The sequence below is a fragment of the Exiguobacterium sp. s149 genome (assembly GCF_018618395.1).
Lineage (GTDB): Bacteria > Bacillota > Bacilli > Exiguobacteriales > Exiguobacteriaceae > Exiguobacterium > Exiguobacterium chiriqhucha.
On the sequence record NZ_JACSLZ010000010.1, the window covers coordinates 34,418 to 55,847 of the forward strand.

A 21,430-nucleotide genomic window follows, 5' to 3' on the forward strand; every position below is an offset into this window, starting at 1 on the left:
CTCACATACCCGGATTCGATGGATTTGAGTCCTATCCGTTCGTCCAAAGCCGTTGGTCGGACGTCGTCACGACCGTCGCACCGGCCTCGAGGGCGGCCTCGACTTCCTCGGTCGACGAAATCAGTCCGCCGGCAAAGACCGGGATTCCGGTTTCCGCCTTCACGGCCCGGATATATTTCGGGACGAGACCCGGTAACACTTCAATATAGTCCGGTTGCGTCCGCTTGATGAGGCGATAGCTTCGCTCGAGCGAGCTCGAATCGATTAAAAACAAACGTTGGACCGTTTTGACCTGTTTTTGCTTCGCTTTTAAAATGACGCTTCCTTTCGTCGAGATGATGCCGTACGGACGATACGTCTGGCAAATATACTCGGTCGCATACTCATCTGCCTTCAATCCTTGAATCAGGTCGAGATGGACGAAGACGTGTTTATCGTGGGCCGCCAATAATTGAAACACGGCATCGAGCCGGGCGACGTGCACTTCGAGCAGGACACCGATGTTAAACGGACCTTTTACAAATTTTTCGAGGTCACGCATATCACGCAGGGCGGGTAAAATCGTTTGACCATCTATCATCTGAACACGTCCTTTTTTTCATATCCTGGTTTCATTATTTGAATAACGCGGACCGGAAATCAAGGTTTACCGATTCAATATAGCGGGAAAATAATTTCAACTTATGCACAGAGAGGAAGTAGCGATATGGTCAATGAAGTGGAAGTACGAATCGAGACACCGACACCGGAGGAACATCAGCGCCTTCGCGTCATCGCCGGGATGCCGAAACGTTCCGACTCGGGGACGGTGAAAGGACTGGCCAACACGTTATATGGCGTCTGTCTATATAAAGATGATCACATGGTCGGGATGGGCCGCGTCGTCGGCGACGGCGGAATGGTGTTCCACCTTGTCGATATCGTCGTCGACCCGGATTGTCAGGGGCTCGGGCTCGGAAAATTGATCGTGGAGCAGTTAATGGACTGGATTTTACAGGAAGCCGACGAGACGGCCATCATCAGCCTGATTGCGGATATCCCGGCCGACGGACTGTACCGTCAATTCGGCTTTGACTATTCGCGCCCGGAATCGGTCGGGATGGAATACCAATGGAACCGAGACTGATTTGTTACCCGGTAATCCTGTCTGATATCTGGGGTGTCATATGGAACTGAATATGATCGTCTTACTCGGTTTAGCGTTAGCCGTCATTTCCGTGCTCAGTCTCATCATCGAGCGGTTATTCTTTCCGAGTATTCTTGCCTTTATCGCCATCGGCGTCGCCGTCGGCTTCTTCTGGGACGGAAATGAGGTCTTTAAAATCGCCGGCGAAATCGGGATTATCCTGTTATTCTTTTTACTCGGTTTGAAGTTTCCGCTCGGCGAGTTGATGAAGCGCCTAAAACGGGTATGGAAGGCAGGCGTCTTAGACATCGTGCTCGCCTTTGGCGTCACGATCGGGATTGCCATGCTGTTCGGACTCGATTTTTCACAATCTTTTTTAATCGGTGCCGTTTTATTTGCGACGAGCTCGTCGATTTCCGCGCGCCTGCTTGAACGGCATGCCGATAAACATGAAGATGTGAAAGAGTTCGTCTTGGCGCTCCTCATCTTTGAAGATATCTTCGCCCCGCTCATCTTGACAGTCGCCCCGTTCATCATTCAAGATGAGCCGATTGAAGTGTCCGATATCGGGAAAGTCTTCGCCGGTTTTCTCATCTTTGGCGTCTTACTCTTTATTGGATCGAGCTTCGTCAAAAAACAGCCGAAAATCGCCAAACATCTGTTGCGACAAGATGATGCGAGCATCGGCTTGATTGGCTTGATTCTCTTTTTCGCCGGAATCGGGATGGTGTTCGGACTGTCCGAGATTCTCGGTGCGTTCATTGCCGGGATCATGCTTGCTGGCATCCACGACGTGCGTCCGTTGAAACGGTTGACCGTCCCCGTTCGCGATTTGTTTTTACCGATTTTCTTCATCTCGTTCGGAATTTCAATCAACCTGGAACAAGGCGTCATCGTCAACACGCTCTTCTTCGTCTTAATCGTCTGGGGGGTGTTATCGAAATGGATTGTCGGCCGCGTCGGGGGCCGTCTGTATGGCCTGACACGGGTCCAAGCCAACGAGGCGGGTTTCTCGCTCGCTCCGCGCGGGGAGTTCTCGATTCTTTTCACGGCCCTATCGAACGGGGCAATCAACCTGTTCGTCGGACTATATATTTTCGTCTCGGCTATCATCGGAATCGTCTTGTTCCGCTTCTCTGAGATTTTAGCCGCCAAAACGGAAGAAAAACTTGAAAGAGTCTTGCCTGACGAGAACAAGGATGATTCGAACAAATGAAACGTGATATAAAGGACCGATCTTCTCGAGAAGATTGGTCCTTGTCGTTTAGAAAGAAGAGGCCCGTTTGTCCTGCTTCTTCTTCCGTTTTTTTCGCCAAACGAAAAAAACGATCACCCCGATTGCCAAAAGTCCGTAAATGGCGTACGAGTATACATCCAAATAGCTTAAAATCGATTCCCAATTCTCACCGACGCGAATGCCGATATAGATGAGAATTGTATTCCAAATCACCGTCCCCGCCGTACTGAGCAATAAAAATTTCAAGAACGGCATATTCGACATACCGGCCGGGATTGAAATCAAACTCCTCACGACCGGCATCAAGCGGCCAAAGAACACCATCCATCCTCCGTATTTGTCGAACCAGGCGTCGGCCCGATGCACGTCGGCAATGTCGAGCCGAATCCATTTGCCGTACCGTTTCGTCCACTTCTCGATTTGTTCGACATCCAAATAAAGTCCGATACCATACAGCAGGACCGCTCCTAGGATGGCGCCTGCCGTCGCTGCGAAGATGACGAGCGGGACGATCAAATCGGTCTTCACGGCGAAAAATCCGCCGAACAAGAGCACGACTTCCGAAGGAATCGGCGGGAACACGTTCTCAATAAAGATCATGAACGCGATACCGAAGTAACCGAACTGTTCAATGACTTGGATCATCCAGTCTCTCATGTGCTTCACCCTCCAATAGTTCCTACTATACCCGTCACGCCCGGTCAAAAACCGAAACAGCATGTTAAAATGAAGTACTTGAAGGAAAGCGAGGACATGACATGACTGAAGTAACACGTTGCCCATGGTGCGGCACCGACCCGTTGTACGTTCGTTATCACGATGAGGAATGGGGCAAACCCGTCCATGATGATCATAAGCACTTCGAATGTTTGACGCTCGAGAGCGCCCAGGCCGGTCTCAGCTGGATCACCATCTTACGGAAACGCGAGCATTACCGGGACGCCTATGCCGGGTTTGACGTCGCGACCGTCGCGACGTTCGACGAGACGGACGTGGAACGGTTGCTGACCAATCCTGGTCTCGTCCGAAACCGTCGTAAAATCGAGGCATCCATCAACAACGCCAAGCGATTCATCGAGATTCAACAAGAGTTCGGGTCGTTCGATGCCTACATTTGGTCATTCGTTGACAACACAGTGATTCGCAACGAGTGGGAATCGACCGACGACATCCCTGCCACGACCGAATTGTCCCATCAAGTGAGCAAAGACTTGAAGCGCCGCGGATTCAAATTTTTGGGACCGACGACCGTCTATGCCCACCTGCAAGCGACGGGCCTCATCAATGACCATCTCGCCTCTTGCTTCGCCAAATAATTTGATTATTTGGTCAATCCCTAAACAAAATCGTGCACTTCATTCATTTTTGTGACAAAATTTTGTCATGGTGCAATCCATAGATTTTGAAAGCGTTTTCATTACGAATGAGGGGGATGTTGTATGAACGGTGTATTGATTTCGATTACAGTGTATATGGCGCTCATGGTGTTACTCGGTGTCATCGCCTATCGGCGTACTGAGAGCATCGGCGACTATATGCTCGGAGGACGCGGCCTTGGTCCGGCCGTGGCGGCTTTGTCGGCCGGTGCTTCCGATATGAGTGGTTGGCTGTTGATGGGGTTGCCGGGGGCGATGTTCGCGACCGGACTCTCGAGCGGATGGATCGTCATCGGGTTGACGATCGGTGCGTACTTGAACTGGTTGCTCGTCGCACCTCGCTTACGGACATATTCGTATTTGTCCGAGGATGCCATCACGATTCCAGATTTCTTTGAGAAACGATTTAAAGATTCACGCGGGACGCTCCGGACGTTCTCGGCGGCCGTGACACTCGTATTCTTCACACTCTATGCCACGAGCGGGTTCGTGGCCGGTGGTCGCTTGTTCGAAGCCGTCTTTGATATCAATTTCGGGACCGGGGTCGTCATTTTGGCTTCGATTATCATCATCTATACGTTCATCGGTGGCTTTTTGGCCGTCAGTTGGACCGACTTCGTCCAAGGGCTCATCATGTTGTTCGCTCTCATCCTCGTACCGGCCATCGCCATCACGGCGACCGACGGGGTGAGCGCCGCGTTCCAGACGATCGGTGATATCGATGAGGCGCTACTCGATCCATTGACGGGGCAATCGCTCATCGGCATCGTCTCGCTATTCGCTTGGGGACTCGGTTACTTCGGACAACCGCATATCATCGTCCGTTTTATGGCCATCGAGAAGTTGCAGGACATCAAGAAAGCACGACGCATCGGCATCTCGTGGATGTTGTTCACCGTCGTCGGGGCGATGGCGACCGGATTGTTCGGCCTCGCCTACTACACCCAGCGCGGACTTGAAATCGACAACCCGGAAAATGTTTTCATCAATTTATCTGATTTGTTGTTCGTCGATCTCATCACCGGGGTGTTGCTCGCAGCCTTGCTTGCAGCTATCATGTCGACGATTTCGTCACAGCTCCTCGTCTCATCGAGTGCCGCGACGACCGATTTCTATCAGAAGTTCTTCCGAAAAGACGCCGGCGACCGCGAACTCGTCATGGTCGGCCGAATTACCGTCATCCTCGTCTCGTTGATTTCGATTTGGCTCGCGTTCGGGGCGGATGACACGATTTTGAACTTGGTTGGCTATGCTTGGGCCGGATTCGGCTCGTCATTCGGTCCACTCATCTTGTTCAGCCTGTTCTGGAAACGGACGACGCGTCAAGGTGCGCTGGCAGGCATGTTGACCGGTGCGTTCATCGTCATCGTCTGGAAAAACTTTGCTGCCGATTGGTTCGGGACCTTCGGCGAACTGTATGAGATGATTCCAGCGTTCTTGTTGTCGAGCCTTGCCATCTACGTCGTCAGTTTGATGACACCACCGCCGAGCTCGATTATCACGAACGAGTTCGAGGAGATGGAACACATCTTGAAGACAGAACGAATTTAACAAACAGCGTGCCAGGCTACAATCGCCTGGCACTTTTTCTTATTCCCTGACAAGGATATTCTTCTTCCATGGCGAATGAATGGAGTAGTCCAGTTTGAATGACACGAAAGGAAGTGACTCGTCCGTTGAAACGAGTAATCCGATATAAACAAACGATGTTGACTTTGCCCCTCCTCCTGCTGTTCGGCTGCGCGACCGCCGACGTCGAGACGTCTCCAGAGCAAACGGAGACCCCGGCTCCAGAGACCGAGGAGGAAGCCCCGGCACCCGTTCCGGAAGAGCCAGAACCCGTCGTGACGACGACGTCGCTTTATGCAATCGGCGACATCTTGTTACATGACAGCGTCTATAACGCCGCCAAGAGCGGAGACGGCTATGATTTCACTTCCGCCTTCGAACCGATTGCGCCGATTTTGACCGAGGCCGACATTGCCATCGCCAACCAGGAGAGCATGATCGGCGGCAGTCAGATCGGATTGTCGAGTTATCCCGCCTTCAACAGTCCGTATGAGGTCGGCGATGCACTCCAAGACGCCGGCGTCGATTTGGTGACGACCGCGAACAACCATACGCTCGACCGGGGTGTCACGGCCATCGAGAATTCAATCGCGCACTGGAACGAGATTGGCATGCCGTACACCGGTTCGTTCTTATCGGAGGCGGACAAGTCTGAGCTTCGGACGCTGACCGAGAATGACATCTCATTTGCCTTTCTCGCCTATACGTACGGGACGAATGGGGTCGTTCCGAAACAACCGTATCACGTCAATTACATCGATCTCGAGGCGATGACCCCTGAAATCGAAGCGGCCGAGCAAGCGGCCGATATCACTGTTGTCTCGCTTCATTTCGGGAACGAATACGAGACGGTCCCGAACGAGGCGCAACAGACGCTCGTCCAACAACTGTCCGACCTCGGGGTCGATCTCATCATCGGCCACCATCCCCACGTCCTCCAACCGGTCGCCTGGGTGGACGGCGCCGAAGGCAATCGGACATTCGTCGCCTACTCGCTCGGCAACTTCCTGTCCGGACAACAAGGGGACGACCGGAATACAGGTGGCATCGTCGGCATCGATGTCGTCAAGACGGTCGAGGCGGATGAGACGACGTTCGAACTCGCCAACCCGATGTTCTATCCGACGTTCACCCGCCGCACAAGTGCCGACGGTCCGTTCGAGGTCGTACCGCTCCAGACCGGCAAGCCGGAGCTGTTCGAGGCCACGAGCCAACACATGTCCCAATGGATGCCCGAGCTCGAAATCGTCCAATGAAGGATCACTTTTCACAAGTGATTCTTTTTTTTTTGCCAAAAAGGTTGCTTTACGGAGAATCATACGTTAGAGTAATTCGTATATTTATAAATACAGATGAATAATTATGTATAAGGGGTGTAAGGAAATGAAACAAAAACTCGTATTAGCTTATTCAGGTGGACTTGATACATCGGTCGCAATCAAATGGTTGGATGAACAAGGGTATGACGTCATCGCCTGCTGTTTGAACGTCGGCGAAGGAAAAGACTTGGAGCGCATCCAACAGAAGGCACTCAAAGTCGGGGCCGTCAAATCGGTCGTCATCGATGCGGTCGATGAGTTCGTCAACGATTTCGCCCGTTACTCGATGCAGGCCCATACGATGTATGAGGGCGTCTACCCGCTCGTCTCAGCCCTATCGCGCCCGCTCATCTCGAAAAAGCTAGTCGAGGTCGCTCAAGCCGAAGGCGCCATCGCCGTCGCCCACGGATGCACGGGGAAAGGGAACGACCAAGTCCGGTTCGAAGTGTCAATCCATGCGCTCGACCCGTCGCTTGAAATTATCGCCCCGGTGCGGGAGTGGAAATGGTCACGGGAAGAAGAGATCGCCTATGCGGCCGAGCACGGTATCCCGATTCCAATCGTCCAAGAAGAACCGTTCTCGATCGACCAAAACATTTGGGGCCGGGCCGTCGAATGCGGCATCCTCGAGGACCCTTGGGCCGCTCCACCAGCGAGTGCCTACGAATTGACGGCGCAACTCGAAGACACACCGAACGAACCGACGTATGTCGAAATCGAATTCAACGCCGGTGTACCGGTCGCCATCAATGGACATGCGGCGACGTTCACAGCCATTCTTGAGCAGTTGAACATCGTCGCTGGGGCCCACGGCATCGGGAAAATCGACCATATTGAGAACCGGGTCGTCGGCATCAAATCGCGGGAAGTGTACGAGGCACCGGGTGCGATGACGCTCATCACCGCACACCAGGCGCTCGAGGCACTCACACTCGTCCGGGAAGTCGCCCATTTTAAACCGATCGTCGAACAGAAGTTGACAGAGACGATTTATAATGGCTTATGGTACTCACCATTGACGAAAGCACTCCTCGCCTTCATCGATGAGACGCAACAGACGGTGACAGGTACGGTCCGGATGAAACTATTCAAAGGACAGGCCATCGTCGACGGACGGAAATCACCGATTTCGCTCTATGACGAACACCTCGCGACATACACGTCAGCCGACACGTTCGACCAGCAAGCGGCCGTCGGCTTCATCAAACTTTGGGGGCTGCCGACGAAAGTGCAAGCGGAAGTGCTCGCCGAGAAAGGAACGATGGTGCATGAGTAAATTATGGGGCGGCCGGTTCGAACAGACGGCCAGTGAATGGGTCGACGAGTTCGGGGCCTCGATTCATTTCGACGCCCAGCTCGTGTTAGAAGATATTGAAGGGAGCATCGCCCACGTGACGATGCTCGGGGAGCAACATATTTTGACAGCAGATGAAGTCGCGCAAATCGTCGCTGGTCTGAAGACGCTAGCCAAGAAGGCACAAGCGAGCGAATTGACGTTCAACGTCTTCCATGAAGATATTCATATGAACCTCGAGGCGTTGTTGCATGAAGAGATCGGGCCCGTCGCTGGAAAGATGCACACGGCCCGTAGCCGGAACGACCAGGTCGCGACCGATATGCACCTCTATTTAAAGCGCCGCGTCCTCGAGACAATCGAAGGGATTGAAGCCGTGCAGACGGCACTCTATGACCACGCCGCTCAGAACGTCGAGTCGATAATGCCAGGTTATACACATTTGCAACGGGCACAGCCAGTCTCGCTGGCCCATCACTTGCTCGCTTACTTCTGGATGCTCGAGCGAGACAAGGAACGTTTCAGTGACAGCTTGAAACGGATCGACATGAGCCCGCTCGGTGCCGGGGCTCTCGCTGGGACGACCTTCCCGATCGATCGCCACCGTTCGGCCGAACTACTTGGATTCGCAAACGTGTATCCGAACAGCCTGGACGCCGTCAGCGACCGTGATTTCATCTTGGAATTTTTATCGAACGCGTCGCTCCTCATGATGCACTTGTCACGGTTCTGTGAGGAGTTGATTCTTTGGAGCAGTGAAGAGTATCGGTTCATCACGATCTCTGACGTGTTCTCGACGGGATCGAGCATGATGCCTCAGAAGAAGAACCCGGACATGGCCGAACTCGTCCGCGGGAAGTCGGGACGGGTCGTCGGCAATCTGATGGGGCTGCTGACCATTATGAAAGGCTTGCCGCTCGCCTATAATAAAGACCTGCAAGAAGACAAGGAAGGCATGTTTGACACCGTCAAGACGCTCCAAGGAAGCCTCAGCATCATGGCCGGCATGATTCAAGACATGACGTTCCACACGGACACGATGAAACAAGCGACCGAGCGCGATTTTTCGAACGCAACCGAGCTCGCCGACTATTTGACGGCGAAAGGCATGCCGTTCCGGGAGGCGCATGAAGTGACGGGGACACTCGTCCGCTACTGTATCGACCATCGGCTGTATTTGGTGGAGCTCCCGCTTGAGACGTATCAAGCCCACTCTGGATTGATTGAACAGGACGTCTACGAGGCACTCTCACCGGTGACGGCCGTCAAACGCCGCAACAGCTACGGCGGGACGGGCTTCGACTCGGTTCGCACCCAACTAAACGAGGCGGCAGGAAAACTGCCACAGCGCACTTAAATAAAAGAGCATTTGGTCACTTAAGACCAGGTGCTCATTTTATGCTTGTCAACCTTATCCAATGGTGTTAACCTTATTTTAGTTAACGTTAACAGAAAAGGGGTTTACATAATGAAGATTCATGATTTAACGCAAATCGCTATCGGCGCCGCCCTGCTCGCGAGCATCGGTTCAATCGCTATCCCGATCGGCCCTGTGCCAATCACGCTGCAAATGCTCGGCATCATGACCGTCGCTTCGATCCTTGGGGCCAAAAAAGGTGGACTCGCTGTCGTCGTCTATCTCTTGCTCGGTTTAATCGGATTACCGGTGTTGAGCGGTTCGGGCGGACTTGCACCGTTCGTCGGTCCGACGGTCGGCTATCTGCTTTCCTTCCCGATTGCGGCCTTTTTGATTGGATGGTTCTCGGAACGGCATCGTTCGTTCCCTGCCCTCATCGGCTACAACGTCTTATTTGGACTCGGTCTTGTCTATTTGCTCGGCAGTCTTGGGTTGCAAGCCGTGTTTGGTATGACGTTCATCGATGCGCTCAAAGTGAACATTCCGTTCATCATCGGCGACTTAATCAAAGCAGTGTTGGCGGCAGCTATCGCTTATAAAGTGTCCACCAACCCTCAAATGCGCAAAACCCTCGCCTCTTGAAGGTTCAAACGTTTCAGCGGAAAGTATAGGTGGAACGTATATAGTATGGAAGGGGGTGTCCTTATGAGCGATTCGACGTTTAAAAAACGTTTGGCTAAAGCGACCCATCGCTTTCCGAAAGGACAACGACGCGGGAAAGACGAGACGCGGCACGAGAAGCGCGATATCGAGGCGTTCGAACGACGTCTGCTGGAAGCGAAAAGTAAAGTCGGAGAGATTCAAGAAAACATTGACCATATTGCCAGACGTTAAAACCTCGTCCTCGGACGGGGTTTTTTACTGTGCTGAACTGGTTAAGAATGCTTGGTACGTCTCGTCGATTTGAATACCAATGGAATGGTTCCCACAAACAAACCCCCGTCCGTAGACGAGGGTTTAGGATTACTTCGAACGCGGTCGGATGAACAGCGCGACGATGAACGAGAGTGCGAGCACGACGAGCAGTCCGAGCGAGAGATCGTTATAACCGAGCAAATTGAGGGCGACACTGATGGCGACGGCGACATAGAAGCCACCGAGCGCCTTTTTGACGAGTTGCGAACTGAACCGCTGCAACTGTTTCGCCCCGATTGGTGAACCAATCATCGCACCGGCGATGAGCGCCAAGCCGTGCCAATAGTTCGCATCGGCTCCGGCGACGGCATAGTTGATCACGCCCGAGACGACGATGAGGAACGCCGCGGCGATACTCGTCCCAACGGCCCGTTTCATCTCGGTGTTGAGTAACTTGACTTGAAGTGGCGTCAATACGAACCCACCGCTGACACCCATAAGTGACGAGATGAATCCGCCGAACAACCCGATGAACCCGAGGCGTGGGACCGACTCCGAATCGACGCTACCCTCTTCGTGCTGTTTCGACCGGAAGAACGAGACGGCGAAATACGTCAACAGCGCGATATAGGCGAGCGAGATGACCGGCTTCGCGCCGTCGAGTGTCTCTAGATAAAATACGAGCGGCGTCGCCACCCACGTCCCGACGACCCCGAACGCGCCAATTAAGAGGGCGTGTTTCGGATTGACGTTCTTTAATTTGATATGGGAGATCGTACCGGCCGTCGTTGACCCGAGCGTGAGCATGAGACTGAGGGCGATGGCCGCGCTCGCCTCGTATCCGAAGACGAGCAAGAGCGGCGTGAGTAAAATCCCGCCCCCGATGCCGAAGAATCCGCTCAAAATTCCGATGAGCGTTCCGAGCAAAAGAAACGATAGTAATGCTGTGACGTCCATGAACAAACCTTCTTTCTTTCCTTTTCATAACTAATCATAACAAAAAAGGAGCGCATGTTGCGCCCCTCACTTACAACACACGCTCTAAAAATTCGAATACCGTCCGGCGATATTCGGTTTGGAACGATCGATGCGACTGCACGTGCCCATCATTCTCGGTCACCCACAGTTCGACATCCTCGCCGGCTTTGGCCAATTGCTCGCTCTCGCTTACGGGAATGGCATCGTCACCTTGACTATGAATCAATAACACCGGTGCCTCGATTTGAGCCATATCGTCAATCGGTTTGACCACATCCGCGTCGAGCCCCGTAAACCAAGGCGTCACCGTCATGATGACCGGTGTGAACGGGAAGTTCGGTAAATCGCTCCATACCGGCAGATTCGTCTCGAGATAGCCGCGGAGGTCACTGAACGGGCTATCAGCGATGACGGCGGCGACATCGGTCTCGTCAGCCGTCGCGAGTGCTGTCGCGGCACCCATCGAAACCCCATATAAGACGATGGGCCCGTCCGAGCGCTCTTTCGCGTACGCGATGGCGGCAGCAAGGTCAGATTGCTCCTTTGCCCCGACCGTCACGCGATCCCCTTCTGAAATTCCGGAGCCGCGAAAGTCGAACGTCAAAAACTGATACCCTTGCTCATGGAATTCCGGAATCAATTCTTTGAGCGGCAAATCGGATTGTTCACGGTTCTTCCCGTAGCCATGCGCGAAGACAATCGTCGCACGCGGCGTCGGGTGCGGGATCCACCAGCCGTATAATTCCTGTTGATCCTCTGATTCGATCGTGATGTTCTCATACTTGACGCCTAGCGTCTTAGGGGTGAACGTCAACGTCTCCCGTTCAGGTGACGTCAATTGATCCCCGATGTGGGCCGAGATGCCCACGACGGCAAGAAACGCGACGAAAACCAATACGCCGACGGCGATTCCCATATATTTGACCCAACGATTCATCGCAGTGCCCCTCTCCTAAGTATAGTTCGCATCAGCCGTCTCACCGGAGCCAGCTCCGTAAGGCGACGAGCGCATGTTGTACCGGCTCCCACGTCTCAGACGGGATGACGTAACATGTCGCCTCGTGAATCGTGAACGTCTTGACGTCCGCCCGTTTGACGATATTCTCTCCAATGGCACCGAACGGGTCACTGTTGACGTCGGTATGCTCGAACGTCTTCCACACCCGTTGACCGTTCTCCATTAACGCACATTCGAACGGCTTCACCGGACCGTCAATCCCGTATTCGGCATAATGCCATAACGTTGTCGCATCGAGCGGCGAACCGAGATGTAATATTTTCGCATCGCGCTCAATCATCCGTTCAATCGGCGACCCTGGCCCGAAGCCGACGTCGAGCGTATGTCCGGCCACGATGTGTTCGGCGTCCCGTCCCCACGCGGCGACCGACCACATCGGGTGATCGCTCCGGAACACTTCCGGATACGAGCGGAACAGCTCTGGGACACGACCCATCCCTCGGGTCGCTGTTTTCGCCGGGTCATACGCTGGCATCTCATCACGGATGGTCTGCCACCATTCGACTGGGACCGGTGGGGCTTCCCATTCAGCGGGATTTGAATTATCCCCGCTCTGGGTCGCCATCATGATGAGCCCGTCCGGTCCGACCGTTTCTTGGAGCGCCTCGATGACCGTCTGAGGCCCGCCGCACACCCAGCCAAGTTTTGATAGCGACGTGTGGACGAACAGTGCGTCCCCTCGTCGAATGCCCGCCTCTTGCAGGTGGGCCACTAACGTTGTTTTCGTTTCCATATGTTTCATCGGTCTCACTCCACGATGAGCTGGATCGTTGACCCGCTCCTTGATTTCTTGACTTCAATCCGGGCATCGACCCGGTCTTTCAATTCTTGGACGTGGCTGATGACCCCGACGAGCCGGCCGCTCGATTGCAGCGACATGAGCAATTCAATCGCTTGATCGAGCGATTCGGCGTCGAGCGTCCCGAAGCCTTCATCGATCAGCATCGTCTCGAGACTGACCCCGCCACTCAACTGTTGGACGACCTCGGCCAATCCAAGGGCGAGCGAGAGCGATGCCTTGAACCCTTCGCCGCCCGATAAGTTTTGGACCCGGCGTGACTGACCGGTATAGGCGTCAAAGACTAATAATTCGAGACCCGACTTGGCATTTCCTTTCGCCGTCTCGATTTTCCGCTCCAATTGGAACTGTCCGCTCGTCATTTGATCGAGATGGACGTTGGCCGCATGGAGAATTTGATCGAAGAACGCCGTCTGCACGTACGTCTCGAACGTCAATTTTTGCGGATTCAGGCCACGTCCGGTGTCGGCGATCAATTTGACCGTCTCCAGATTCCGTTGATCCTCATCCGTCTTCTCCCGTAACGCGTTCCATTCGGCGACGATGTGACGATGGCGTTTCAATTGCCCGTCCGCCGTCACGAGTTGTTCCGACAGCGTTTCGAACGAACGGCCCTCTTCGTGCAACTTCTCCTGGAGGCGTTCAAGGTCTGGTCGCGGACGGTCCCCGATTTTCTCGTTCAGCGCCTTGACGGCGTGTTCGAGCCGGACACCTTCCTCAAGCTCAGTCGCTTGGCGCTCGCGTAGTTCGGGCAGTTGCTCGACGCGCAAGCGATACTCCTTGAACACAGCTTCAGTCAACTCAATTCTCTCGAAAGCGGCCTCCAGTTCAGCCGTCGCTTCGGAAAGACGAGCATGTTCGAACTCGAGTTGTTCGCCAAGGAGACGGAGTCGTTCCGCTTCCCCCCACTTCAATCGATTCAATTCTTCAAGCCGACGTTCATACGTCTCCACGTTTCGTTCGATGTGAGCGAGTCGCGTCGCGAGCTGATTCCGCTCGGTCTGCAACATCTCTAACGTCGTCCCATCCGGTTGACGCATCGACTGAAGCTTCTCTTGGACGGTTTGGAGCTGTTCGAACAACTTCTGTCGTTCTTCAGCCTGCACACGCTTCGCCGTCTCGAGTTGCTTCAATTCGGTTGTGGTCGACCGCAGGAGACGCTCCATCCGTTGTCGTTCTTCGGCTTCTTGACGCAACTGACGGATGCGGGCGTCTTGGTGTTGCATCGCAGTGTCAGCTGCATCATCTAGCTTCAACTCAAGTCGAGCGAGATCGCGTTCACGGATCAGTTCATCGAGTTGGCGTTTGAGCGCCCGATAATCCGCCCGAGCTTCATGGAGGTCGGCCTCAATCCGTTTCAGTGTCTCAACGGCTGAGCGATGACCAGCTTGGTCGATGGACGTCCCCATTCGCTCGACGTGTCCGTGGGTCAATGAACCGCAGACCGGACAAGGTTCCCCCGCTTCGAGATGCTCGCGTAGCGTGTCGGCCATGAGCGCATGCTCGGCCTCGACGAATTGGTCGACCTGTTTCGTCTGGGCGGTGAATTGTCGTTGGACTTCCTTCCCGTTGCGTTCACAGGCACCGAGTCGTTCCGTGACCTCTGCCACTTTCGACTCGAGTCGAACCTGATGTTGGAGCTGACTATACAGTCGTTCGGCCTCGACGAGTTGGTCTGGGGCCGGTGCGTGTTCCAGTTTAGCCGCAAGTTCACCTTCGGTCGCTCGGAGCTCCTGGAGACGCGCTTCTTCTGAGAACAGACTGAGCGGCTCCAACCGGCGTTTCAAGTCATCCCGACGTCTAGTGGCCCGGTGCCATTCATCGACATAGGGCAACATCTCGTCAATCGCATTGACGCGACTTGTCGCTTGGTCTGCCTCCTGGCGCATGGTCGTGATGGCCTCTGCTTCTGCCTTCAACTCCTCCAACTGTCTCGTGTAGCCTTCGTCTCGTTGACGGGATACATCGCGTTCACGGGTCAACCGTTCGATATCATGACGCACCGTTTCGGTACGTTGATAGAGCGGGCTGATGCTCGCCACTTGTTCAAGTCGCAAGATGAGCGCCTGGCGTTCTTCGCGTGCTTGTGCCGCTTGGCGGAATGCTTGGAGCGCGGTTGCGCGCACGTCCCGCTCTTCCATCAACTCTGCGAGCGCGGTCGCTTGATTTACTTCTCGGCGCAGCGCCTCGAGTCGTTCCTCACCAGTCCGGCGCTTTGCCTGTAGCGTGTCCCGCACCGCCAAGAGTCGCTCCTCCCGGGCGTCGAGCCACGTTACGATTTCAGGCAAGTTGCGGGTCGACATGTCCTCGACGGCCTCATCTTCGAGTTCCAACAGTTTTAAACGCGTCGTCTCGACCGCCCATTCGACTCGTTTGCGATACTTGCCGTAACGTTCGATCCAATCCTCCTGAAAGGCGCGGTACGCCTCCGTCTTGAAGATTGATTGCAGAATCTGTTGCTTCTTCGTCGAATCGGAATCGAGGAGCTGACGGAACTGGTTCTGCGGCAACAGCAAGATTTGACTGAACTGCTCATAGCTCAGCTGCAACAACGATTCAATCGTCTGCTCGACGTCGTTCACTTTCGTCGCCAACGGTTTCCATGTTTCTTTCCATTCATAGAGCACCGCCTCGTGCGGAATCGGTGTCTTGTTTTTCGGGTGCGGCTGTTGTGGTTGGCGGACGATCCGATACCGTTCGTCGCGAATCGTGAACGTGAAGTCGATTTCAGTCTTCCGTTCCGGGTCCGCATATTGGCTTCGGAAATCGCTGGCGTTCCGGAGCGCCCCGCTGGCCCGGCCATAGAGTGCGAACGTCATCGCGTCAAAAATGGTCGTCTTTCCGGCACCGGTCCGGCCGCTGATGACGAACATCGATCGTCCTTCAAGCTGCGTAAAATCGATTTGTTCCGTCTCGGCGTAAGGACCAAAGGCGGAGATGGTTAATTGTTCCGGTCTCAAATCGATTCCTCCCCTTCTAAGAAGCGTTGCACCGTCGCATCGGCATCGCGGCCGTGGACGGCTTTAAAGAAGTCCATATATACATCCTCGACTGATTGCCGCTCGAGCTTCTCACGTTCGAAGCGGGACGTCTGGTCTTGGCGACGCAACAACTCGAGTTCGAGGTGTAAGATATTCGGATAGACGGTCCGTAATTTCGCCATCGGGTCGAATAACGCACGTTCATCGGTCAAGACGATTTTCAAATAGTCGTCGACGGCCTCATCTTGATAAAACGACGGGTCGAGTAGCTCGTTCAGCGTCCCGGTCAAAATGCGCAAATCTCGTCGCGCTTTTAGCGGGCGCCGACGGCGTGTCCATGTCCCGTCCCATTCGATGACGTCGACCGATTTCATATGGGACGCCTCGGAGAACGAATATTTCATGAGCGAGCCGCTGTACGCGACCCGGTCGTCGCGGATGGCGTCACGGTTATGCAAGTGTCCGAGTGCCGTATAGCCGAACGGCGCGTATAGTCCTTTGGCGACTTGCCCTGCCGTCCCGACGGACAGCTGCCGTTCGGAATCGGTCTCGAGTCCACCGGCGACGAAACTGTGGCCGACGGCGACCGCGCGTGCATCAATCGCCCCGTATGAGTCAATGACTGCGGCGAGTGCGTCATGATGGGTCCGAATCGACTCGTCGCCGAACGCATAACGGATGCGCGCCGGCTCAAGGAACGGCATCAAATAAAATGGGATGTCGTTCACGACAATCGGCCCTGTGCCTGGGTCAACCTTCCCGACGATATGGAGACCGACTTTCGTCAACAGTTTGGAGCTGTATTGGAGCCGCTCGGCCGAATCATGATTGCCGGCGATGGCGAGCACGGGGATGCCCCGCTCGAGGACGAGCGCGCGCCACATCTCATCGAGCAGATCGACGGCCTCAACGGGCGGCACGGCCCGATCATATAAATCACCGGCGACGACGATGGCGTCAGGCTTCTCCTCGTCGACGATGTGTAAGAAAGACTCAAATAAAATGATTTGTTGTTCTTCTGTCATATGGCGGCCGTGGACGATTTTACCTAAATGCCAATCGGCCGTATGTATCCATTTCATGCGACTTCACCTCTGATTCCATTCTAGCATTATTCCGGTGTACGATTCGACGTCTTGACACTTGTTTTCGAAACAGCGAAAGTTAATAGGAAAGGGGGACGTATCATGGAGTCCACATCTACATGGCAAGCCTTTCTGCGCTTGTTCCGTGTCGCTCAACCACCGAAAGGTCTGTTTATCGGTGCCGTATTGATTTCATTGCTTCAAGCGATGGCTTCACTCGCCATTCCGCTCATCTTGCAACGCGTCGTCGACAATTGGAGCGAGGCCGCGCTCGACGCCCGCCTCGTCGCCATCTTCGTGACGGCGTTTCTCATCCAAGTCGTCTCGAGTGCGATTTCGATTTATTGGCTACATATCGTCGGACAACGGGTCGTCGCCAATTTGCGGACGACGTTATGGGAGCATCTCGTCGCCCTCCCAATCCCGTTCTATGACGGCGTCAAATCAGGGGATCTCGTCTCACGGTTAAATAACGACACGACGACGTTGCAGCAGCTCTTGTCCGAACAGAGCGTCCGTCTCTTGACGTCGTTCGTCTCGGTCATCGGCGCCGTTGGTATCTTGTTCACGCTCGATTGGCAGATGACGCTCGTCATCTTGTTCTCCGTGCCGACGACACTTCTTATCGTCATCCCGCTCGGGCGTAAACTTCGGAAAATCGCCAAGGCGACGCAACATGAGCTCGGTGACTTGTCCGGGTTTTTCGCTGAACTGCTCGGAGAGATCCGGCTCGTCAAATCACAGGCGACCGAATCCGTCGAGGTCGCAGAAGGAAAACGACGCATTGAGCGTCTCTTCGGCCTCGGTGTGCGCGAGGGACGGATTCAAGCGATTTTGATTCCGCTCCTGAACGTCACGTTGACGGCGATGCTGATCGCCATTCTCGGCTTCGGGGCTTATCGCGTCTCGACCGGTGCCTTATCGACCGGTTCGTTGCTCGCGTTCATGCTGTACTTGTTCCAAATCATCACGCCGCTCATCACGATGACGGAGTTTATCACTCGGCTCCAAAAAGCACGCGGGGCCACCGAACGAATCTCGGAACTGCTCGCCATCGAGCCGGAACCGTACACGGATAAGCCGTCGACGATTCGGCAGTCATCGCTCTCGTTCGAGGGCCTGACGTTCCGCTATGGCGACCAACCTGTCATTGACGACGTGACGCTCACTGTCCCGTTCGGTGCCACGACAGCCATCGTCGGACGCAGCGGTGCCGGCAAGACGACACTGTTCGCCCTCGTCGAGCAGTTCTACCTTCCGTCGAGCGGACACATCCATTACGGGGACCGGGACATCTCAACCTACGGCCGCAACGAATGGCGGCAAGTCATCGGCTACGTCGCCCAAGATTCGCCCGTCTTATCCGGGACGGTGCGGCAAAATATCTTATACGGCTTGACCCGGACCGCGACCGAGGACGAGATTCGTCACGCCTGTGATATGGCCAACGCCTGGTCGTTCATCGAGGCGATGCCGGACGGGCTCGACACGGAAATCGGCGAGCGCGGCGTCCGGCTATCTGGTGGACAGCGCCAACGACTCGCCATCGCCCGGGCGCTGTTACGTGACCCGCAAATCTTATTGCTCGACGAGGCGACATCAAGCCTTGACTCGGAATCCGAGCGTGTCGTCCAAGAAGCGCTCGACCGGCTCATGACAGGACGGACGACACTCGTCATCGCCCATCGGCTCTCGACCGTCCAACATGCCGATCAAATCGTCGTGCTCGAGGACGGCGGCATCAGCGGGCTCGGGACACATCAAGAGTTGCTTCGGGAAAACGTGCTCTATGAACGACTCGTGAAACAACAACTTTTAGGAGGCAATCAACTATGAAGACAGTCGGATTTATCGGACTCGGTGTGATGGGTCAATCGATGGTCAGAAACTTAATGAAGGCGGGATTCGAAGTCCAAGCGTATACGCGGACGAAAGAGAAAGCGGCTGATTTATTTGCGGAAGGTGTCCGTTGGTGTGATTCGGTCGAAGCCGTCTGTCAAAACGCCGATGCCGTCATCACCATCGTCGGCTATCCGTCTGACGTCGAGAGTCTTTATTTCGGGGACGGTATGATTTTGCAATCGGCTGAGCCAGGAACGCTCGTCATTGATATGACGACGTCTTCGCCACTCCTGGCCGAACGGATCGCTGATGCCGCAATCGATCGCAGCTTGCTCCCGCTCGACGCACCGGTCACGGGCGGTGACGTCGGTGCCAAGAACGGCACGTTGTCGATTCTCGTCGGCGGCGGCGAATACGCCTTCACGAAGGCGCGACCGCTGTTCGAGGCGATGGGCCAATCGATTGAACGGATGGGGTATGCCGGAAGCGGCCAATATGGGAAACTCGCCAATCAGATCGCAATCGCCGGCATCATGATGGGCAACGCCGAAATGCTCGCCTTCACGAAACGGGCCGGGCTCAATCCCGATCAATTGCGCCAGACGATTCGGGGCGGTGCCGCGGGCAGCTGGACGCTCGAGAACCTTGTTCCCCGGATGATTGTCGAGGACTATGCTCCTGGTTTCTTCATCAAGCATTTCCTGAAGGACATGAAACTCGCCCTCGAGAGCGCCGAACAGTTGAACATCAAACTGCCGAGCCTCGAGTTGGCGTATAAACTGTACTCCATCCTCGAAGAGAACGGCTACGGCGAGAACGGGACGCAGGCGCTCATCGAATACTACATGCATCAGGACGTTTGAATCGTCCCGCTCGTGGAATTAGTAGTACAGAAGGGAGCGATTACAGATGCCATGGAATATGAAAGACTATCCGGAATCACTGAAAAACTTCGACCCGCTCGTCAAAAAGAAAGCCATCGATATCGCCAACGCCTTGCTCGCCCAAGGTTACTCCGATCAAAAGGCGATTCCAATCGCCACGGAACAAGCGAAGAAATGGCACGAACATGCCTCAAAAGAAGAGAAATCTGAGTTTCGTGACGCTCCTGACCCACAAAAGTCGGATCGGCACGGAACATAAAAACAACCGGTCGGCTCATGAGCCGACCGGTTGTTCGTTTGCATCTGTCGCTGCCTTGATTTCAACATATAACCCGGCGAGCGCCGTACTGATATAAGGCTGTACGAAGATATAGGCCAATCCGCCCGTGAACATGACGAGGACGTACCAGCCGATGAAACTCGCATACAAGCGCAACATCGTCCGTTTATGGCCGCGCATGAGACGCCGGCTTTCCCGCATCGCTTGAAACGCAGACAGTTCCGGTCGGTCCCGTAACACGAACGGGACCATGCGATACGTCAAATAGAACCAGACACCAGGGACAATCAAGAACAGCATGAGCACGTTCAACCCGAGATAAAAGACGGCATAATACGTGACGGACCGAACGTAATCTTTGAGCGAACCGAACGCATCGAACAAGAGCCCGAACGATGGCTTCTCGGCTTTGGCGATATCGAGGAACACCCAGTTGCGTCCCAGTTCGAGCGGGGCGAGCAAGACGGTCGCACCGTACAGCAGACAGATTGACACGAACAGGACGCTCGGGTCGGTCGATTCCAAATCGAGCTGCGTCGTGATGACCGCCTGAACGAGCATCGTCGCCACGACCGCAAGCAGCGAGATGCCCCAGTTGCCGGACAACATCCGAAGAGCAAATTGTTTATAGACTGATGATTGCATGACTTCACCTACAGTATCGTTTTCTTCATTATAGCAAAAAAACAGTCAGCCGACTTTTTTTAGCGTGCCATCTGTTGTTTGATTGCCTTGAACTTGTGCTCATCCAAGCGGCCCTCGGTCCGTACCCCGCTTCCGACATGGACGAAATCAACGCCTAGCCGGTCGATCAGTTGCGCCACATTATCGGCCGTGATGCCGGCACCCGGGAGGACGTTCATCTCCGCCACCTCATGCATCGCACTTAATCGGTCTATGCCTTCTAGTGCCGTCGCTTGTCCTCCGGACGTCAAGACGTGGTCAACTTCTGGGAAGTCGTTTAGCACCGTGATTGCGTCCATCAAGTCGGCCGCGTCATCGATGGCCCGATGGAACGTGAGCACCATCTCGCCTTTATGTTTAATCACTTCTCCGAGCAGCGCCTCATCGATACGCCCTTCGCTCGTCAAGGCTCCGAAGACGATGCCATCGGCCCCGAGTTCACGGCAAAGACCGATATCAGCCAAAATCGTCTCTTCATCTTCCTCGTCATAGACGAACGAGTCCGCATGGGGCCGAATCATGACGTGCACAGGAATGGTAGCCTGTTCGAGCACGTTACGAATCGTCCCGAAACTCGGTGTCGTCCCGCCGGCCGGCAGATCGGCAATCAATTCGAGCCGGTCCGCCCCGAACCGTTCAGCCGTCTTGGCTTCGGTCAACGTCGTCACAATCACTTCAATCATGAA

21 protein-coding genes are annotated in these 21,430 nt (G+C 54.6%); 12 read left to right on the forward strand and 9 right to left on the reverse strand.

Annotated elements, in window-relative coordinates; translation table 11 throughout:
- Nucleotides 1-31: 31 nt before the first annotated feature.
- Nucleotides 32-580: a glycerol-3-phosphate responsive antiterminator gene (locus tag KNP81_RS12545; RefSeq protein WP_214720194.1), complete on the reverse strand. Its 549-nt coding sequence runs from the start codon at nucleotides 578-580 to the stop codon at nucleotides 32-34.
- 126 nt (nucleotides 581-706) lie between these two features.
- Between KNP81_RS12545 and KNP81_RS12550 the strand changes: the two genes are divergently transcribed.
- The gene (locus KNP81_RS12550; protein WP_214720195.1) at nucleotides 707-1,126 is read left to right on the forward strand and encodes a GNAT family N-acetyltransferase; all 420 of its coding nucleotides are present in this window, start codon (nucleotides 707-709) and stop codon (nucleotides 1,124-1,126) included.
- A gap of 40 nt (nucleotides 1,127-1,166) precedes the next feature.
- Nucleotides 1,167-2,342 carry a cation:proton antiporter gene (locus KNP81_RS12555; RefSeq protein ID WP_214720196.1) on the forward strand — a complete coding sequence of 392 codons (1,176 nt, stop codon included), beginning with the start codon at nucleotides 1,167-1,169 and terminating at the stop codon, nucleotides 2,340-2,342.
- 48 nt (nucleotides 2,343-2,390) lie between these two features.
- On the opposite strand, the gene KNP81_RS12560 is transcribed toward KNP81_RS12555, so the two are convergent.
- Nucleotides 2,391-3,020, reverse strand: coding sequence for a DedA family protein (locus tag KNP81_RS12560; RefSeq protein ID WP_214720197.1), 630 nt, complete (start codon nucleotides 3,018-3,020; stop codon nucleotides 2,391-2,393).
- 101 nt (nucleotides 3,021-3,121) lie between these two features.
- Between KNP81_RS12560 and KNP81_RS12565 the strand changes: the two genes are divergently transcribed.
- The 7 genes from KNP81_RS12565 to KNP81_RS12595 all read left to right on the forward strand — a co-directional run bounded on the left by KNP81_RS12565 (nucleotide 3,122) and on the right by KNP81_RS12595 (nucleotide 10,172).
- Nucleotides 3,122-3,679 (forward strand): DNA-3-methyladenine glycosylase I, encoded by a 558-nt coding sequence (locus KNP81_RS12565; RefSeq protein ID WP_214720198.1) that lies wholly within the window; start codon nucleotides 3,122-3,124, stop codon nucleotides 3,677-3,679.
- Nucleotides 3,680-3,802: 123 nt separating this feature from the next.
- Complete coding sequence (gene putP, locus KNP81_RS12570) at nucleotides 3,803-5,290, forward strand: sodium/proline symporter PutP (protein WP_214720199.1); 1,488 nt, start codon at nucleotides 3,803-3,805, stop codon at nucleotides 5,288-5,290.
- Between the two features lie 125 nt (nucleotides 5,291-5,415).
- A complete protein-coding gene (locus KNP81_RS12575) occupies nucleotides 5,416-6,564 on the forward strand; it encodes a CapA family protein (RefSeq protein WP_251130355.1) in 1,149 nt (382 codons plus the stop codon).
- Between the two features lie 127 nt (nucleotides 6,565-6,691).
- Nucleotides 6,692-7,903, forward strand: coding sequence for an argininosuccinate synthase (locus KNP81_RS12580; protein WP_214720200.1), 1,212 nt, complete (start codon nucleotides 6,692-6,694; stop codon nucleotides 7,901-7,903).
- Nucleotides 7,896-9,278, forward strand: a complete 1,383-nt coding sequence (gene argH, locus KNP81_RS12585) for an argininosuccinate lyase (RefSeq protein ID WP_214720201.1) — start codon at nucleotides 7,896-7,898, stop codon at nucleotides 9,276-9,278. Before KNP81_RS12580 ends, argH begins: the two co-directional genes overlap by 8 nt.
- Nucleotides 9,279-9,389: 111 nt before the next feature.
- The gene (locus tag KNP81_RS12590) at nucleotides 9,390-9,920 is read left to right on the forward strand and encodes a biotin transporter BioY (RefSeq protein ID WP_214720202.1); all 531 of its coding nucleotides are present in this window, start codon (nucleotides 9,390-9,392) and stop codon (nucleotides 9,918-9,920) included.
- 63 nt (nucleotides 9,921-9,983) lie between these two features.
- A complete protein-coding gene (locus KNP81_RS12595; RefSeq protein WP_214720203.1) occupies nucleotides 9,984-10,172 on the forward strand; it encodes a hypothetical protein in 189 nt (62 codons plus the stop codon).
- 129 nt (nucleotides 10,173-10,301) lie between these two features.
- On the opposite strand, the gene KNP81_RS12600 is transcribed toward KNP81_RS12595, so the two are convergent.
- The 5 genes from KNP81_RS12600 to KNP81_RS12620 all read right to left on the reverse strand — a co-directional run bounded on the left by KNP81_RS12600 (nucleotide 10,302) and on the right by KNP81_RS12620 (nucleotide 17,051).
- Nucleotides 10,302-11,150, reverse strand: coding sequence for a sulfite exporter TauE/SafE family protein (locus KNP81_RS12600; protein WP_214720204.1), 849 nt, complete (start codon nucleotides 11,148-11,150; stop codon nucleotides 10,302-10,304).
- A gap of 70 nt (nucleotides 11,151-11,220) precedes the next feature.
- Nucleotides 11,221-12,108, reverse strand: coding sequence for an alpha/beta hydrolase (locus KNP81_RS12605; protein WP_214720205.1), 888 nt, complete (start codon nucleotides 12,106-12,108; stop codon nucleotides 11,221-11,223).
- A 40-nt stretch (nucleotides 12,109-12,148) separates the two neighbouring features.
- Complete coding sequence (locus tag KNP81_RS12610; protein WP_214720206.1) at nucleotides 12,149-12,931, reverse strand: AAC(3) family N-acetyltransferase; 783 nt, start codon at nucleotides 12,929-12,931, stop codon at nucleotides 12,149-12,151.
- A 5-nt stretch (nucleotides 12,932-12,936) separates the two neighbouring features.
- Nucleotides 12,937-15,948, reverse strand: coding sequence for an AAA family ATPase (locus KNP81_RS12615; protein ID WP_214720207.1), 3,012 nt, complete (start codon nucleotides 15,946-15,948; stop codon nucleotides 12,937-12,939).
- Nucleotides 15,945-17,051 (reverse strand): exonuclease SbcCD subunit D, encoded by a 1,107-nt coding sequence (locus tag KNP81_RS12620; protein ID WP_214720208.1) that lies wholly within the window; start codon nucleotides 17,049-17,051, stop codon nucleotides 15,945-15,947. The genes KNP81_RS12615 and KNP81_RS12620 overlap by 4 nt, the downstream gene beginning before the upstream one ends.
- 105 nt (nucleotides 17,052-17,156) lie before the next feature.
- Between KNP81_RS12620 and KNP81_RS12625 the strand changes: the two genes are divergently transcribed.
- From KNP81_RS12625 to KNP81_RS12635, 3 genes are read left to right on the forward strand one after another with little or no spacing between them, the layout of a single operon-like run.
- Nucleotides 17,157-18,890, forward strand: a complete 1,734-nt coding sequence (locus KNP81_RS12625; protein ID WP_214720209.1) for an ABC transporter ATP-binding protein — start codon at nucleotides 17,157-17,159, stop codon at nucleotides 18,888-18,890.
- Entirely contained in the window at nucleotides 18,887-19,759 is an 873-nt protein-coding gene (locus KNP81_RS12630; protein ID WP_214720210.1) for an NAD(P)-dependent oxidoreductase, read from the forward strand. The genes KNP81_RS12625 and KNP81_RS12630 overlap by 4 nt, the downstream gene beginning before the upstream one ends.
- Nucleotides 19,760-19,805: 46 nt before the next feature.
- Nucleotides 19,806-20,039 carry a DUF2188 domain-containing protein gene (locus KNP81_RS12635; RefSeq protein ID WP_021067563.1) on the forward strand — a complete coding sequence of 78 codons (234 nt, stop codon included), beginning with the start codon at nucleotides 19,806-19,808 and terminating at the stop codon, nucleotides 20,037-20,039.
- 15 nt (nucleotides 20,040-20,054) lie between these two features.
- On the opposite strand, the gene KNP81_RS12640 is transcribed toward KNP81_RS12635, so the two are convergent.
- Nucleotides 20,055-20,705, reverse strand: coding sequence for a DUF975 family protein (locus KNP81_RS12640; RefSeq protein ID WP_214720211.1), 651 nt, complete (start codon nucleotides 20,703-20,705; stop codon nucleotides 20,055-20,057).
- Between the two features lie 59 nt (nucleotides 20,706-20,764).
- A complete protein-coding gene (locus KNP81_RS12645) occupies nucleotides 20,765-21,427 on the reverse strand; it encodes a copper homeostasis protein CutC (RefSeq protein ID WP_214720212.1) in 663 nt (220 codons plus the stop codon).
- Nucleotides 21,428-21,430: the final 3 nt, after the last annotated feature.